At 41.0% G+C, this 15,138-nt stretch carries 18 protein-coding genes and 1 riboswitch; of the genes, 4 read left to right on the top strand and 14 right to left on the bottom strand.

Annotated elements, in window-relative coordinates; translation table 11 throughout:
• Nucleotides 1-67 precede the first annotated feature (67 nt).
• Complete coding sequence (locus NSQ29_RS10730; protein ID WP_042188628.1) at nt 68-403, top strand: hypothetical protein; 336 nt, start codon at nt 68-70, stop codon at nt 401-403.
• A gap of 60 nt (nt 404-463) precedes the next feature.
• On the opposite strand, the gene murB is transcribed toward NSQ29_RS10730, so the two are convergent.
• The 10 genes from murB to NSQ29_RS31515 all read right to left on the bottom strand — a co-directional run bounded on the left by murB (nt 464) and on the right by NSQ29_RS31515 (nt 11,383).
• A complete protein-coding gene (gene murB, locus NSQ29_RS10725) occupies nt 464-1,375 on the bottom strand; it encodes a UDP-N-acetylmuramate dehydrogenase (protein ID WP_341125013.1) in 912 nt (303 codons plus the stop codon).
• Between the two features lie 149 nt (nt 1,376-1,524).
• Nucleotides 1,525-2,325, bottom strand: a complete 801-nt coding sequence (locus tag NSQ29_RS10720) for an ABC transporter ATP-binding protein (RefSeq protein WP_042188632.1) — start codon at nt 2,323-2,325, stop codon at nt 1,525-1,527.
• 75 nt (nt 2,326-2,400) lie between these two features.
• Entirely contained in the window at nt 2,401-3,435 is a 1,035-nt protein-coding gene (locus NSQ29_RS10715; protein WP_341125012.1) for a FecCD family ABC transporter permease, read from the bottom strand.
• A complete protein-coding gene (locus NSQ29_RS10710; protein WP_341125011.1) occupies nt 3,435-4,490 on the bottom strand; it encodes a FecCD family ABC transporter permease in 1,056 nt (351 codons plus the stop codon). The genes NSQ29_RS10715 and NSQ29_RS10710 overlap by 1 nt, the downstream gene beginning before the upstream one ends.
• Nucleotides 4,491-4,711: 221 nt before the next feature.
• Nucleotides 4,712-5,719: an ABC transporter substrate-binding protein gene (locus NSQ29_RS10705; RefSeq protein WP_341125010.1), complete on the bottom strand. Its 1,008-nt coding sequence runs from the start codon at nt 5,717-5,719 to the stop codon at nt 4,712-4,714.
• Between the two features lie 202 nt (nt 5,720-5,921).
• The gene (locus NSQ29_RS10700; protein WP_076283595.1) at nt 5,922-7,739 is read right to left on the bottom strand and encodes an APC family permease; all 1,818 of its coding nucleotides are present in this window, start codon (nt 7,737-7,739) and stop codon (nt 5,922-5,924) included.
• 123 nt (nt 7,740-7,862) lie between these two features.
• A riboswitch (cyclic di-AMP (ydaO/yuaA leader) is annotated at nt 7,863-8,021 on the bottom strand.
• 197 nt (nt 8,022-8,218) lie between these two features.
• Complete coding sequence (locus NSQ29_RS10695; protein ID WP_042128176.1) at nt 8,219-8,683, bottom strand: disulfide oxidoreductase; 465 nt, start codon at nt 8,681-8,683, stop codon at nt 8,219-8,221.
• Nucleotides 8,680-9,432 (bottom strand): DsbA family protein, encoded by a 753-nt coding sequence (locus NSQ29_RS10690; RefSeq protein WP_341125009.1) that lies wholly within the window; start codon nt 9,430-9,432, stop codon nt 8,680-8,682. Before NSQ29_RS10690 ends, NSQ29_RS10695 begins: the two co-directional genes overlap by 4 nt.
• A gap of 160 nt (nt 9,433-9,592) precedes the next feature.
• Nucleotides 9,593-10,909 (bottom strand): hemolysin family protein, encoded by a 1,317-nt coding sequence (locus NSQ29_RS10685; protein WP_341125008.1) that lies wholly within the window; start codon nt 10,907-10,909, stop codon nt 9,593-9,595.
• A 360-nt stretch (nt 10,910-11,269) separates the two neighbouring features.
• A complete protein-coding gene (locus NSQ29_RS31515) occupies nt 11,270-11,383 on the bottom strand; it encodes a DUF7667 family protein (protein ID WP_445739159.1) in 114 nt (37 codons plus the stop codon).
• A 218-nt stretch (nt 11,384-11,601) separates the two neighbouring features.
• Between NSQ29_RS31515 and NSQ29_RS10680 the strand changes: the two genes are divergently transcribed.
• Complete coding sequence (locus tag NSQ29_RS10680) at nt 11,602-11,814, top strand: hypothetical protein (RefSeq protein ID WP_341125007.1); 213 nt, start codon at nt 11,602-11,604, stop codon at nt 11,812-11,814.
• A gap of 3 nt (nt 11,815-11,817) precedes the next feature.
• Here the strand turns inward: NSQ29_RS10680 and NSQ29_RS10675 are convergent, their stop codons facing one another.
• The 3 genes from NSQ29_RS10675 to NSQ29_RS10665 form a co-directional block, all read right to left on the bottom strand.
• Complete coding sequence (locus NSQ29_RS10675; RefSeq protein WP_341125006.1) at nt 11,818-11,946, bottom strand: hypothetical protein; 129 nt, start codon at nt 11,944-11,946, stop codon at nt 11,818-11,820.
• Between the two features lie 521 nt (nt 11,947-12,467).
• Nucleotides 12,468-12,563, bottom strand: coding sequence for a sporulation protein YjcZ (locus NSQ29_RS10670; RefSeq protein ID WP_427472411.1), 96 nt, complete (start codon nt 12,561-12,563; stop codon nt 12,468-12,470).
• Between the two features lie 27 nt (nt 12,564-12,590).
• Nucleotides 12,591-12,746, bottom strand: a complete 156-nt coding sequence (locus NSQ29_RS10665) for a hypothetical protein (RefSeq protein ID WP_197071257.1) — start codon at nt 12,744-12,746, stop codon at nt 12,591-12,593.
• A 206-nt stretch (nt 12,747-12,952) separates the two neighbouring features.
• Here NSQ29_RS10665 and NSQ29_RS10660 point away from each other — a divergent pair, with 206 nt between their 5' ends.
• Nucleotides 12,953-13,147, top strand: a complete 195-nt coding sequence (locus tag NSQ29_RS10660) for a hypothetical protein (RefSeq protein ID WP_339241463.1) — start codon at nt 12,953-12,955, stop codon at nt 13,145-13,147.
• Between the two features lie 134 nt (nt 13,148-13,281).
• Here the strand turns inward: NSQ29_RS10660 and NSQ29_RS10655 are convergent, their stop codons facing one another.
• On the bottom strand, nt 13,282-13,521 hold the full coding sequence (locus NSQ29_RS10655) for a hypothetical protein (protein ID WP_341125005.1): 240 nt from the start codon (nt 13,519-13,521) through the stop codon (nt 13,282-13,284).
• A 324-nt stretch (nt 13,522-13,845) separates the two neighbouring features.
• On the opposite strand from NSQ29_RS10655, the gene NSQ29_RS10650 reads away from it, so the two are divergent.
• Nucleotides 13,846-15,120, top strand: coding sequence for a S1 family peptidase (locus NSQ29_RS10650; protein ID WP_341125004.1), 1,275 nt, complete (start codon nt 13,846-13,848; stop codon nt 15,118-15,120).
• Nucleotides 15,121-15,138: the final 18 nt, after the last annotated feature.

Below are 15,138 nucleotides of genomic sequence, written 5' to 3'. Positions count from 1 at the left end.
GGATTCAAATCCTAAGAAAAGGGTAACTTAAACATAATAATCTTCGAGGTAAGGGTGGGATCATCTAATGGAACAAAGTATACAGAAACTTATGGACTGGATTAACAGTCATGTGAATGAAACTATTGTAATTGAAAAGAAAGAGCTTCGTGATCTGGATAAAATTCATTTTAATCTAGAGGCTGTTGAGTTTCGGAGTGCGGAGGATGTTATCGATGATTATCTAGGGAGTGCATTAATATTAAAAGGATTTGGCAGCACTTTAAACGCCGATGGTGAGCTAGTATCGCTACCACACTCCACCTATGACTTAGCTATTGACGGGCTTCGGATTGAGGACATAAGTGATCGCAAGGCGGAAATAACTACTGAAAGAGCTAAATATACCCTTTCAGTGGATTAAACCATATGTAATGACAGCAAAAGAGCCCACAGTAATCTGTGGGCTCTTTCTAATTAATAGTTACTCTTCTCCAATGATCTCCACTTCAGTTTCAAGCTCCACTCCGAATTTATCCTTCACAGTCGCTCTTACATGGTGAATTAGCCCAATGTAATCGCTGGCGGTTGCATTATCTGCATTTACAATAAACCCTGCATGCTTCTTGGATACCTCAGCACCACCGATTCTTGTTCCCTGCAAGCCACTCTCTTGAATTAACTGACCTGCAAACCGACCTGGAGGACGTTTAAAGACACTACCACAGGAAGGATACTCAAGCGGTTGCTTGGATTCACGCAAGTAAGTAAGTTCATCCATTTTCGACTTGATGGCTAATGCATCACCAGAAGTCATAGCAAAATTGGCCTCAAGTACGATGTATTCACCGCTTGCGAACACGCTTTTTCTATAACCCCATTGCAGCTCATCCCCTTGAAGAGTCACTAATTGTCCGCTCTTAGTTATAGCCAGTGCACTATGCAGTACATCTTTAATTTCTCCGCCGTAAGCGCCTGCGTTCATGTATAACGCTCCACCAACCGTTCCTGGAATGCCACAGGCGAACTCAAGACCCGTAAGCTCCATATCCAGCGCATATCTGGAAACATCAATAATCTTAGCGCCGCACTCCGCATATAAGAGATTGTCTCGAATCCCCACATCCGTTAGTCCTGCTGTTTGCAGAACTATTCCGCGCACACCTCCATCACGGATAATCACATTGGAGCCGTTCCCAAGTATCGTAAGGTTTATCCCATTCTGTTCCGCATATGTAACGATCTTTTGAATTTCCTCATAAGTAGCTGGTGCTGCCAAAATATCAGCTTTACCGCCCATTTTGGTATACACGTGATCTTTTAAGTTCTCATGACTCTTCACAATCCCTGCAGTCATTAACTGCTCTAGGTCATTTTGAATTTTGTCAATATTCATGTTTCATGCTCCTTTAACCATGTATAAATGATGGTCCTTGATCTATTTTTAGTAGTAGTATCATGGATTTGTAGGCAACCACAACTGTAACAACGAACAGGCTCCCTTGTCAATGACGGGAGCCTGTTCGTTGTATGATTTCAATATAATTATACGGCTTTGTAGGCCGCAAGCTCGTAAGGAAGACACAGAGGCACACCTGTACGTGGATCTGGAACAATATCTGCCTCAATTCCAAACACCTCACGCAGTACATCTGGTGTCATAACTTCAGTAGGTGAGCCTTCACTAACCACAGTACCGGATTTAATAGCTACCATATGCTGTGCATAGCGAGTAGCATGATTCAAATCATGCACGACCATGATAATGGTACGGCCTTCTTCCTCATTCAGCTTTTGCAGAAGCTGTAGAACTTCAAGCTGGTGAGCCATATCTAGAAATGTTGTTGGTTCGTCCAGGAATAGAATGTCAGTTTCTTGCGCCAATGCCATAGCGATCCAAGCACGCTGACGTTGTCCTCCAGATAAGCGGTCAATCGGACGGTCATGGAAAGGCTCCATACCTGTAACAGTGATTGCGTTGGAGATAATGCTGCGATCCTCTGCTGTCATTGTGCCAAATCCTTTTTGATGCGGGAAGCGACCATAGCTGACAAGTTCAGAGACCGTTAGACCGTCTGGAGCCGTTGGGTTTTGCGGTAAGATCGCAAGCTGACGAGCTACCTCTTTCGTTGAAAAGTTATGGATCGATTTACCGTCCAGCATTACACTGCCGCTCTTAGGCTTCATGATCCGGGCCATTGTTTTAAGAATTGTAGATTTACCAGAACCGTTAGCCCCCACTAGTGCGGTTATTTTTCCCGTAGGGATAGTTAAGTTCAACCCTTTAACAATTGTAGCCTCTGCATACCCAATACTTAACTCTTCTGTGTTCAAACGTTCTGACATGTTAACAACTCCTTAAAAGTTTTATGGAGCTATGCTCCTAGAATGAACTACATAGTAAAACTCGCTTCGTACGCATTATGCTTTCGATTTGGCGAGTAAATATAAAAAGTAAGGTGCACCAATGATCGCAACCACGATGCCTGTTGGAACTTCTGCAGGCTGTAACACCCATCTGCCGATAGTATCAGCAGTAATCATAAGAAGCGCCCCTGTCAACGCACTAGCGGGCAATAATACCTGATGACGGGGTCCCACAAGCTTGCGGGCAAGATGTGGTGCAATTAGGCCGACAAAGCCAATTCCTCCACTTACAGCAACGCAGGAGCCGGCAAGCGCAACTGCAGTCACTAGAAGGAGAATACGCTCCTTCTCCACTCGCATTCCAAGTCCTACTGAAGTATGGTCCCCTAGATTCAATACATTAAGAATACGGGCTTTATAGAAGGCGAACGGTAACAGAATCGCTATCCAAGGTAGCAGAGCAAGGACGAATCTCCAATCGCCACCCCATATTTTCCCGGCGATCCAAGTCGCTACAAACTGATAATTATTGGGATCAAGCCGAAGTGCCAACACCAGCTGGCAAGCGTTAATTCCGGCAGCGACTGCAATCCCGATAAGGATCAACCTTGTTGGAGATAGACCATCTGCTTTTCTATAAGCAAGAATATAGATTAAAGCGGCGGTTAAGCTAGCCCCTCCAAGCGCTAAGAGCGGCAAGACAAATACCGGAGCTGCTGTTGTAGCCGGAAAAAACGAGATAAAAATGATTACCGCAAAACCAGCACCCGCACTTATGCCCAGCGTAGCCGGTTCAGCAAGTGCATTTCTTGCGAGACTTTGTAAAATACAGCCTGACACCGCAAAGCCCGCTCCAACCAACAATGAAATTACGATGCGAGGCAATCTGAAATCAAATAAAATAAGCTTTTGCTGATGAGTTCCATCACCCAGCAGTGTATGTAATACCTCCCGTGGGGATAGACGCATAAATCCTGTATTCATACTGACAATAAAAACAACAACGATCAATATGGCAAGGACCGCTAACACTGTAATAGCACGTGTACGGCGTTCATTTTCATTGGTAGAAAGGGTTGTTCTGTGCATTACAGCTCCCCCTTCCGCTTACTCGCTAAGTAAATAAAGAAAGGTACACCGATGATGGCAATTAATGCGCCTAGCGGCGTCTCAAAAGGGGCATTATTCATTCTAGCGGCGATATCCGCAAAGATGATCAATAAGCTCCCAAGAACTGCCGAGCAAGGAATGATCCAGCGATAATCTACTCCAACGAAATAACGTGCTACATGTGGAATAATTAGTCCTATAAAAGCAATCGGGCCAACCATTGAGACTGCACTTCCGGCAAGAACTACTACAACAATCATACATGCCAACTGTACTAATCTTGTCCGCTGCCCCAGACCAACTGCAACTTCTCTTCCTAAGCTGAGCAAGGTGACAGACCGCGATAACATCATCGCTGCGATTAATGCCACGAACACCCAAGGGAAAATAATCTTGATCTGAGTCCAGCTTGCCCCGCCCATTCCGCCAGCCAACCAGAAGGCTATATCTTGGGATAAGTTAAAAAGAATAGCTATGCCCTGACTAACAGCAACCAGTAGTGCACTTACCGCGGAACCTGCCAGCGTCAAACGTAAAGGTGTAAGGCCATTAAAAGATAGCGACCCGATTCCAAATACGATAAAAGAAGCTATAGCAGCACCTATAAAACAAAACAACATAAGTGAAGTGAATGAGATCGAAGGTGCAAAAGCAAAAACTATGGCCAGCGCTACACCTGCTCCCGCATTCAAGCCTAACAGACCTGAATCCGCAAGAGGGTTCCTTGTCATCCCCTGCATGATTGCCCCTGCTACTGCGAAGCAAGCACCGACCAAAGCACCTGCTATCGCGCGTGGAAATCGCAGTTCTCTTATCACCTGATGTTTTTGTACATCTGGATTGAAATGAAATATTGCTTCCCATACCGTAGCTAGCTTGATATCTGCCGCACCTACTGAGACCGAAAGTGCCAGTCCAAAGGCAATGGCAGCGAGTCCAATCACTAGAATACCCATTGCAGCTGCCGGTCGGGTATGTATAGCTTTTTGTGTATCATTTTTATTACGATGTGCGAAATCTGAGGGTGAAACCATGAGTCGTCTCCTTAATCGATAGTTACAATGTTCTATATGATAACAACAATCATTCTCATTATCGCAAAAAAAATTAGGTTGTACAATTGTAGGAGTTATTTTTCAGTAATACAGGAATGGTTTATAAAAAAATGGTGCAGATCTAAGTATCCTAAGATACTTGATCTGCACGCCCTTCCCCACCCAAATGATCAGTCTCATTCATGGTGAATTACGACTTTTTATTTCACAAAACTTTTTAACACATCATCAATAATTTTGCCACCAGCGTTCGCACCACTGTATAGCCAACTGCTTGTTGAGCTCATTTCATGCACATTGCCAGCTTTTACAGCCGGGATGCCTTTCCAAATTGCACTGTCCAGAATCTCCGAACCCTCAGTCTTATCACTATTTACAAGGATAATATGATCTGCTGTCAGCTCAGAAAGCTTCTCTAGCGAAATTGGATTCCAAGTAGCTCTTGTACCAACAGGAATTTCTGTTACTAAGTTAGGCAGCTTTACACCAAGGTCTGTATATAATACAGCACCACTGCTGCGGGTTTCGTCTACAATATAGAAGTTCTTTTGTACCAACCATAAAATCGCCACGGACTCATCTCCAATAGCTTCTTTAAGCTTTTCTTTCGCTGCAGCCGCCTTGTCTTCATAATCTTTAATGGCTTTCTCTGCTTCAGGTGTCTTGTTCAGAATTTCACCAATCTTGAGTAGCGATTTACGCCAATCTTGATTTAGCTTATCCCCAATCACATAAGTCGGTGCAATCTTATTCAGTTGGTCATAGATACCATTCTGTACAGATGACTCCGATGGGATGAGGATAAGATCCGGAGCGAAGCTGGTTACTGCCTCGAGCGGAAGATCGTAGCTGATCGTAGGAACATCCTTCAATTCAGCGGACAGATAATCTTGAATACCATTAGTCACTGACCATTGCGCTACTGGAGTCACACCTAGAGTTACCAAAGCATCCTCCAAATAAGAACCCAGTACACGCCCAGGATTAGCTGGAATCGTTACTTCATGTCCCATTGCATCCGTTAACGTCTTAGCAGCTGCAGGAGCTTCTGTAGCTTCAGCAGTAGGTGCCGTCGCTTTGTCTGTTCCTGCGTTTGAAGCGTTACCGGGATTATTATTACCGCAAGCGGATAAGAATAGCACCATCACCATTAATCCGACCATCGTTAATTTCATGCTTCCAAATCTTTTTCTGTTAAACAAAAACATTAAATACCCTCCTAGTGTGTACATCCTATGTTATTCAAAGGTGTTGACTACCTCAGTCTCACTTTTAAATGATATTGATTCTCATTCTCTATGTCAACATATAAATTTTAAATTTTGTGGATTTGTAATAATTTCCTTCTTAAAAATACAAAAAAAGGCTATATTCCGAACGTTCCGGATATAGCCTCTCCTTAATGATCCATTATTTATTCAAATGATATGGGACAGTCGCAACTACAACATCTTTTGAATTCATTAGATACGAACGGATTAAAAAGCTGGTCTGATTATGAAGTACAGCTTGCCACCAATGCTTAGTTATAAACTGTGGAATCAGAATCGTGATATGATCCGTCGCTGCGGTCTTCCACTCCACTGTATCAATAAATTTCACTAAAGGACGAATAATACTGCGATATCTGGAACGAAGTACAATCAGGCGTACACCCGGATTCCATTCCTCCCACCGTTGCTCCATTTTTTGAATGTCCTCTTCATCAAAGCCAACATACACGGCTACAACATTATCCGTTAGAGACTTGGCATAGCTGATGGAATGTAGTACAGCACGTGTTACACCCGCAACAGGAACAACAACTGTACTGCCTTTAATCAAAGGTTTATCTGTACTCGGGCATATACGAAGCTGATCTGCAGTGTTCAAATAGTGCTTGTGAATCCGGTGGAACACGAACATTACAGCAGGTAAGAAAATGAAAGCCATCCATACGCTTGAGAATTTAGTGATGATAAAAATAAGCGTAATCGTCAATGTAGTCAGCATACCGATGGTATTTACAACAAATCTTTTTTTCCATCCCGATGGTTTTGTTTTAAACCAATGAACCATCATTCCTAGCTGTGACAATGTGAAAGGAATGAATACACCAACCGCATAAAGTGGAATCAAGCTTTCTGTATTTCCGTGGAATGCAGCTACAAGCACAGCAGACAGAACACCTAGAAAAATAATACCATTAGAGAAACCTAGACGGTCTCCACGAACCATAAAAGCATGTGGCATATATTTATCTTTTGCAAACATAAATGCGAGCAGCGGGAACGCTGAGTAAGCTGTATTAGCTGCCAAGAACAAAATTACTGCTGTGATACCTTGAATGAAAAAATATAAGGTTCCGCGGCCAAAGGTCGATTCAGCGATCTGAGAAACAACCGTTGCCTTTTCATCAGGCACTATGCCGTACCAATACGCCAGTAGTGTGATACCTGTAAACATAAATCCAAGTATAACCCCCATGACCATTAAGGTCTTGGCTGCGTTCTTTTCAGCTGGTGCTTTAAAGTTTGGAATGGCATTAGATACAGCCTCTACACCCGTAAGTGCCGAACAGCCAGAACTGAAGGCTTTTAATAGTAGAAACAAACTAACATTAGAAACAGCAGAGCCAATTTCAGGGACATTCGCATGTACGCCACCTGCTGCATATTTAATAATACCGGAGATAATCAACACTACAATCGACACTACAAACAAATACACTGGGATTGCGATGAATGAAGCTGATTCTGTAACTCCGCGAAGATTAATCAAAGTAAGTAAAATAATAACTGATACTGCAATAAGAACGGTGTGATTATGAAGACTTGGAAAAGCCGATGTGATCGCATCCGTCCCTGCCGACGCACTAACAGCTACGGTCAGAATGTAATCCACTAACAAGGACCCTCCTGCTAAGAGCCCTGTCGGAACACCAAGATTACTCTTGGCAACGATGTAAGCTCCGCCTCCCTGAGGATAAGCGTAAATCGTCTGCCGATAGGATAAAATCAGGATGGCCAGCAGGCCCAATACGGCTAATGCAATTGGCAGGGAATACCAGATGGCAGTAAACCCCGCAGCCACCAGTACAATCAAAATTTGTTCCGTTCCGTAGGCTACAGACGAGAGCGCATCAGAAGACAGGACAGCCAGTGCTTTAACCTTGGATAACTTTTCATGATCGAGTTCGTTCGACTTCATCGGACGCCCGATCAATAGTCGTTTTACCTTGCTTACCATGGTGGATACAGTTCCTTTCTTTGGGAGCTGAAACGGAATTTCCGCGCGCTGTTTTCATTGGTGGATTTCATAAATGCAGACACTAAAAATAGCATACGGAAATGATCCGCATGCTATGCATGGTCATTATCCCACCTTTGCTTACGAGGTTAGCTGGCGGATTCGGGCTGTGGTTTAGCCCTACGGTAAAAGTCTAATCGACCCATTCCGATTCACCCCATTGGCACATATGCCAAGTTTGGTTCCCCCGTTTTTCCTAAGAAAATTCAGCGCATATTCAACTTCTCACAAGGTCTAATATTAGTCTACAAAGTGTATACAGTAAAGCGTTGAAAAAAATGAAAAAAGAATGAAAAAACATCCAGTAAGCGCAAATACAGCGTCTTATTGGATGCTCTCTTTCATTCTCTTCAATTATCCCTCTGGATCGTGTTTTTAATCACTTTTTACATTTTTTCGGATCCTTTAAAATTAAAAAATCAAAATCCTAAACTTTCCTCTGTATCTAACTCCATCACTTCTTCTTCCTTGCGTCCGTACCAAAGTAAAATGCTAATTAAAGCAAAAGCGATTAATGCAAGGAAAGGAATCGTAATGAATCCAAAAAAGTTCAAGTAATCCTTATTACAAGGAACACCAATTGTACAAGGAAGCACTTTACTTAACGCAGGAATCTTCTGCTCCGCATAATGATAGATCGAGATACTGCCACCAATCAAGCTTAGTGGAAGTACATATGGGATAATCCTTTTATCCCCTCGAAAGGTTGCAATTCCCAAGAGAAATAACTGTGGATACATAAAAATTCGCTGGAACCAGCAAAGCTTACAAGGTTCATATTTCAATACTTCGCTCAGATACAAGCTACCAGCAACAGCAACTAAAGAGACGAACCAGGCCAGATACAGGCAGTTACGCTTGCAAAAAGATAGGAACTTTGTCACTTTGCCTCCACAGCTTTTGCGGCGTCGTTAATCTCAGTTGAAATCGCTTCAATGTTAAATGGATCCGCAGTCATTACTCCATTGATATAAAGAGATGGTGTAGTCGTCACCCCAGCTTCACTAGCTAACTGCATACCCTTATTCAGCTCATCTGCATACGTACGATCCTTAATATCTTTACGAAGCAGTTCGTAATCGATAGCTAACTTCTCTTTCTCCGCAAGGCTTACTAAGAAATCTTCAGTCGCCCATTCTTCGCTCTCATCACCTTGCTGAGCATATACAGCATCATAGAACTTCCAGAATTCATCATAATTCTGATGGTAAACAGATAATGCAGCAAGTGAGGCAGTTTCAGAGTCTGGACCAACGAAAGCCATATTTACAAAGTAGAGCGCTGCTTTTCCCTCGTTGACAAAATCTTGAACAATTTTCGGTTTAACTGAAGTTGCAAATTGGGAACACGCTGGACATTTTAAGTCTCCAAATTCAACAATTTTAACAGGTGCATCCTCTTTACCGACTCTAGGTAGCTCACTGTAATTGAATGCTACTGGTTCTCCCGAAGTGGCATTTTTTGCGGCATCTTTCGAAGCTAACATAAACAATCCAACAAAAATGATGACTACTAAAGCTATTGAACTAATAATTAAAATTCTCGTCTTCTGCTTTTGCTGCTCCTGTTCTACCCGCCGTTTCTCTTGTTTGCTAAGCTGGGGAACGCTTGTACTTTTATTAGGTTTACTCAAGGAGAGTTCCTTTCTGTCCTCTGTGGACTAATGTAGTTTTTATCATATACATTTAAAATTATATAATTTTTAATCTCTTTTTGGCAAACAATACTGTAAAAACGCTGTAAAAAAGACACAGCGCTATAGCACTGTGTCCTAATAATTACTAATAAGTTCGTTATGCACCAGCTTCTTCAGTCAATAGCTGTAACTTCAGCAGCTTAATTCGAGAAATCCGCTTATTATCCGTTTCTTCCACAATAAACAGATGATTATCAAATTCTACAGACTGTCCTTTTTGAGGTGGATTAACCTCCAATTTAGAATACAGCCAACCGCCTATCGTATCATAATCCTCAGTATCCATATGGAGCCCCAAAAGATCATTGATCTCTTCAATAAGCATCAAGCCGTCGATGGAGTGTTCATCCTCCCCCAGCTTCTCAACACCAGGACGTTCCTCATCGAACTCATCCTGAATTTCTCCTACAATTTCCTCCATGATATCTTCCAGCGTAACCATTCCTGATGTTCCACCGTACTCATCAATCAGAATGGCGATTTGTGTCTTTGCGCGCTGCATGACTTTCAGCAGAGCACTAATCTGAATAGATTCTGGTACGGTTAGTATAGGACGAATCAATTTATTATAGCTTTGTTCACGATCCCTAATTAAGTCCTTGATATGAATGAAGCCTAGGATATGATCCTTATCACCATCACAGACTGGATAACGCGTCCTCATTCCATCAAAAGCAATCTCAAGGTTCTCTTCCGTTGAAAGATGATTATTCAGACAAATCATTTCTGTTCGAGGAATCATGATCTCACGGGCCATTGTGTCCACAAATTCAAAAATATTGTCAACCAGCGCCATTTCGGTATTATCAATAAAGCCGCTTTTATTACTTTCTTGCATGATAATACGGATTTCTTCTTCCGTATGCGCCGTTCCCAGCTCTGAAGCAGGGGATAAACGGAAGATCCGTAATAAACCACGTGCCAGCCCATTTACGATCCAAATCACTGGATACATGATCTTGTAAAACACATTCATCGGCCCAGATGTTAGCAAAAGGACAGATTCAGCCTTGTTAACTGCAATAGTCTTAGGTGCAAGTTCTCCTAGTACGATATGCAAGATAGTGATAAACATTAGAGCAATAATCAAAGATACAACATTAACAGCGGTTACTCCAAAACCTATACTTCCTAATAAGGGCCCTACAAGGTTAGCTATAGCGGGTTGCCCCAACCATCCTAGCGCAAGTGAAGCCAATGTAATACCAAGCTGACAGGCGGATAGATAACCTTCCAAGTTGCGTACGATGCTTCTCGCTTTTAAAGCTTTTTTACTACCTTCTTCAATAAGGGTATCAATTCTACCGCTTCGTACTTTCACCATTGCGTATTCGACTGAAACAAAAAATCCATTTAATAAAACCAACAGAATAATAAGACCTACGTGTAATATACCGGGTAAAGGGTCGCTCAATTTATAATCCTATCCATCATTCTCCGTACGGATGGATAGGCCCACCTCCTTCGTTTTTTCAGAGTATCGGCAAGAAGCTTGCCAGTTGTTCCTTTCAGTATCAATTTCCCAATGGTTTCATCTCCAGTCTGGAATCACGTTTTTGAATATATACTTTATTATATTATTACATAGCCCATCAAAACAGGTCAAAACCAGTGTAAAAATATGATCTGTTTTTGCCGCTGATGGACACATCCCCCTTAATAGTAGAAACAGGTACAAACTAATAAAAAGAGATTATGTGATTTTTCCGTGATTTTATCAGATGATTTTCTTTTGTTCTAATTTCTTATAAATGTGTTCCTTCTATTATATATGTTAAGTCTTTAGAACCCGTCCCGTCAACCGGAGCACCTCCAGCTTACGTTGAAGTTCCAATTGCCACTCATGATCATTCATAACGCTTGCCAGTCTAGACTGATTTTCGAACATCAGTCAGTCACAACATCAATCGCGGGGCATTTATTTATGTAGTCACCTGAATAACATCGTCGATCTTAATCCAATCATTGTCATATTCCATTTGTTCGAGGATGCTGTATCTGCAAGAAAAGCTGGTGAGGATATGTATCATCGACCTATTATGGAAGATAGTTATAAAACAAAAATCCCCCACCTTCGGGAGTCGAAGAACAAGGAATGTGTATTGGATGGAAAATAAATTTATTGAAAAACAGCTTCAACATCATAAAGCATATCTTGAAAAAATGGCTGCCTCACTTCTAGAATTATGGACACTTTCTGAACCAGTGAAAATTTGGATTTTGAGTCAGCTAGAAGATGCATATTATTATATTCCTGATGATATTGGAAAAAGAAAGAGAAAGCCCATAGAATGGGCCTTCTCATTAATGTTATTTTAGGAATTAACGAACTGAGGTTACGCAATTAAATAATAAAGGGAAATAAAAAGGGTATTTCTTCTCGTCTTTCTTCTCGTCTATCGCTTCGTCTTTCGCTTCGTCTTTCTCCTCGTCTTTCACATCTTTCTTCACGTCTCTCTTCGCGTGGGAAGACGCCGCAGCTACAAGCGATAATTACCAATAAAATGAATAGCACCAGAATCGTAGCAGAGCTAGTGTGCATTATTCAATTCACCTCCATCGTTGTTAATACCATGTAGATTATGTGTTGATAGAGCTTAGTGATTGGATGTTTGTTCCGGTATGATACTAGCCTTATATAAAATGATAGGACAATGAGTGCGAACGATTTACTGAGACAATGTTGAATGAATAAAGAAATACATGGGAGGTGGTTAAATTGACGGTCACAATTCCAGTTCGGTTAGTATGGACATTAATTGGTATTATTGGAATCCCGACCTTAGCTTTCGTATTGGTCTTTGCGAATTAAGAAATGAACATTCGTTGAATATCAAGTTACATAAACAGAAAAATCCCCGCCGACCAGTTAAGGTTGACGGGGATACGTCTTTGATTATGTGTTTAAAAAATCCGCCAGCATGAGTACTGGCGGATTTAATTAGGTGCAGCTATATTGGGAGGTTTGAAACTTAGATAAAGAAAGTCTTAGAGATGATTACCAACAAGATAAATAGAACCAGAATTGCAGCGGTAGAAGTAAATCCTCCAGCAAAATCACCCATCATAATTCCTCCTTTGTAAATGAATACAATTTAGAATATACAAGCTTTTGTAATGATGACCAGCAGGATAAAGAGCACCAAGATTGCACCTGTGGATGTAAAGGCTCCACCAACAAAACGTTCAGGTTCACGTTCACGTTCACGTTCACCAACGCCGCAACAACGTTCTCCACGTACTTCGCCCATTTGTCAATTCCTCCTTTTTAATTGGATACAAAACTAAGATATGCGGGATTTGTATCGGTGCGTGGGGTAAATGGAAATTAGCGTTCACCCCAAACACAAGCAGTGGAAATCGGATTACTTTCTCCACGTTTATATCTATCAAACATTACTGTTCAGGAATACCCTACTATACGTTCCTTATCAGTAAGAGAAAGGGGGAATAAACCATGAACTTTCGCAAACAAGCCAAATTACTACAGGGCAAAAGCGTACAGGTGATAACCACTGGAAGTGTTTTTACCGGAACTCTCTCATCAGTTGGCACAGATTTTCTTATTCTAAGTTCCATTATTAGAGGGCGTAGAAGAAGACGCATCATACGATTGGCGGAGATTATTCTGCTCTCAAGGTTATTCGGCTAAAAGACTATTAAGATGCAGAAAGCATATCTCAAAGTTTCCTTGTGCGTAATGCGGAGTACAGCCCATGATACAACATGTAATTTGTATTCAAGATTAGAAAAACAGGAAAACCCGTCAGGCATAAGCCCGGCGGGTTATTTTATGTATGTCCTAAACTCAAACCGTCCCCGAACAAAATGAGCTCCAGCGAGCTTAATAGAGTCTGGTGTATATCCCTCTACGATTCCACCGTAATCCATCAAGTTGCCAATTGGGTCCGGGTCTTCACGGTACCATACAGATACATTGGATTGAACCAGTGCTGCCGTCAGAAACTCTGAATCTGATACCAACACCTCATTTGTAACACTCACCTCTTTCAATAATCCCCCCATTGCAGGCAGGGATCTATTAGCCTAGCTGAAAAAACACCATTTCACCAATAAGCCTGGAAACAACCCCCCACTTACCAATTAAAATTGACGAAGTGTTACTTATTGTTTTGTATGTATTGAAATTTTTTCTTATTCATATCTCTCAGATGTATAGTATGTATCAGTAATTCCCTCAAGTATGTACTGCATAATCTTAAACTCTATTACTATTTCAAATTTTAACATGAAAAATTTTCAATTTATGTATTGTAATTACTATATAAAAAAAGTAAACTTTTACAAGTAATCGAACTTTGTCTACAAATAACTTTTACGAGGTGACTTATGGAATTTAAAAAAAGAACAGTACTAATGTTGACCGCTGCTATCTTATTTTTGTGTTCTGGGAGTGTAAGTGCGTCGTTTGAACTTGAGTCTTATGATTACACAAAAGAAGAATTGTCTTTTAGACAGCAATTCGGATTAGACACTAATATCAGCAAGGTAAAACAAATGGACTCCAAAGATGACAATATAATGGTAGACTCTAAGTTCGGAGTTAGGTTGACAAAACTAGAGGAAGAACAGCTCATAAAGCGTATCAATCATCAAACAGAAAATTTACCCTTAGTTAAAGAGTACCTAGATAAAAATATAAAAGATGGGCTTGTTTTTATTGACCAAAAGTCTGGAGGGATTATAAACATTGGTATTAAAGCTGATACTAATAAAGATCAATATGAATCTGATTTCAAAAAAATATATGGTGACTCCAGTTTAATAAATGTCTTTGTTACAAAATATTCTGAAAACGATTTAAACGAGCTTAATGAAAAATTAATTTCTTTGATAAATACTGATTTTAACGGAGTTACGATTACCGATACGTTAGTAGATTTAGCAGAGCAAAAAATACAGGTGGGTGTGAAGGACTTTAATGAAACGAAGAGAAAGATATTAGAAGAAACTTTTAACGCCGATATGTTATCTATAAGAGAATCTGCTGTCGTTTCGGATGATGTTGACAGAAATTCAACTTACAATCCTCTTCAAGCAGGGACAAAAATAGTTAACAATAACACCGGTGGTTACTGTAGCATAGGTTTTTTGGCTAAACCATCAGGAAGCATTTCAGGATACATTGTTACTGCCGCCCATTGCGGGACTGCCGGTAACTCCTTCAATCAAGGTACTAATAATGTTGGTGCGATAGGTACAAGAGTCTATGGTGGAAGTGTTGATGCTGCAACAATAGGTACATCAAGCTTATCCTATTCCAATGATCTCTATACATCTTCCAGTAGAGCAGGATATTTCGATACTGTTCAGGCAAACGACTTCGCAGGAAGTATGGTTTGCATGTCTGGAGCTTCATCAGCCACTAATCCAGTATCGTGTGGAACAATATTGAGCAAATCTGTATCATATAGTATTGATGGGGTAACTTTTAGTAACTTAAGATCAGCTAGCTACACCTCTGCACCCGGGGATAGTGGCGCACCAACATATTATGGTACTGTATTAATGGGAATCAATAAAGGTCGTCATAATGGAAATGCTGTTTATTCTTATATTGGTAATGTACTAAATGCTATGCCTGTACAACCGATTTTAAACTAATGTCGTAACCACTAGAGG

The sequence above is a fragment of the Paenibacillus sp. FSL F4-0236 genome (assembly GCF_038000135.1).
Classification (GTDB): domain Bacteria; phylum Bacillota; class Bacilli; order Paenibacillales; family Paenibacillaceae; genus Paenibacillus_AQ.
This window is presented reverse-complemented; position numbering and strand designations above follow the sequence as displayed.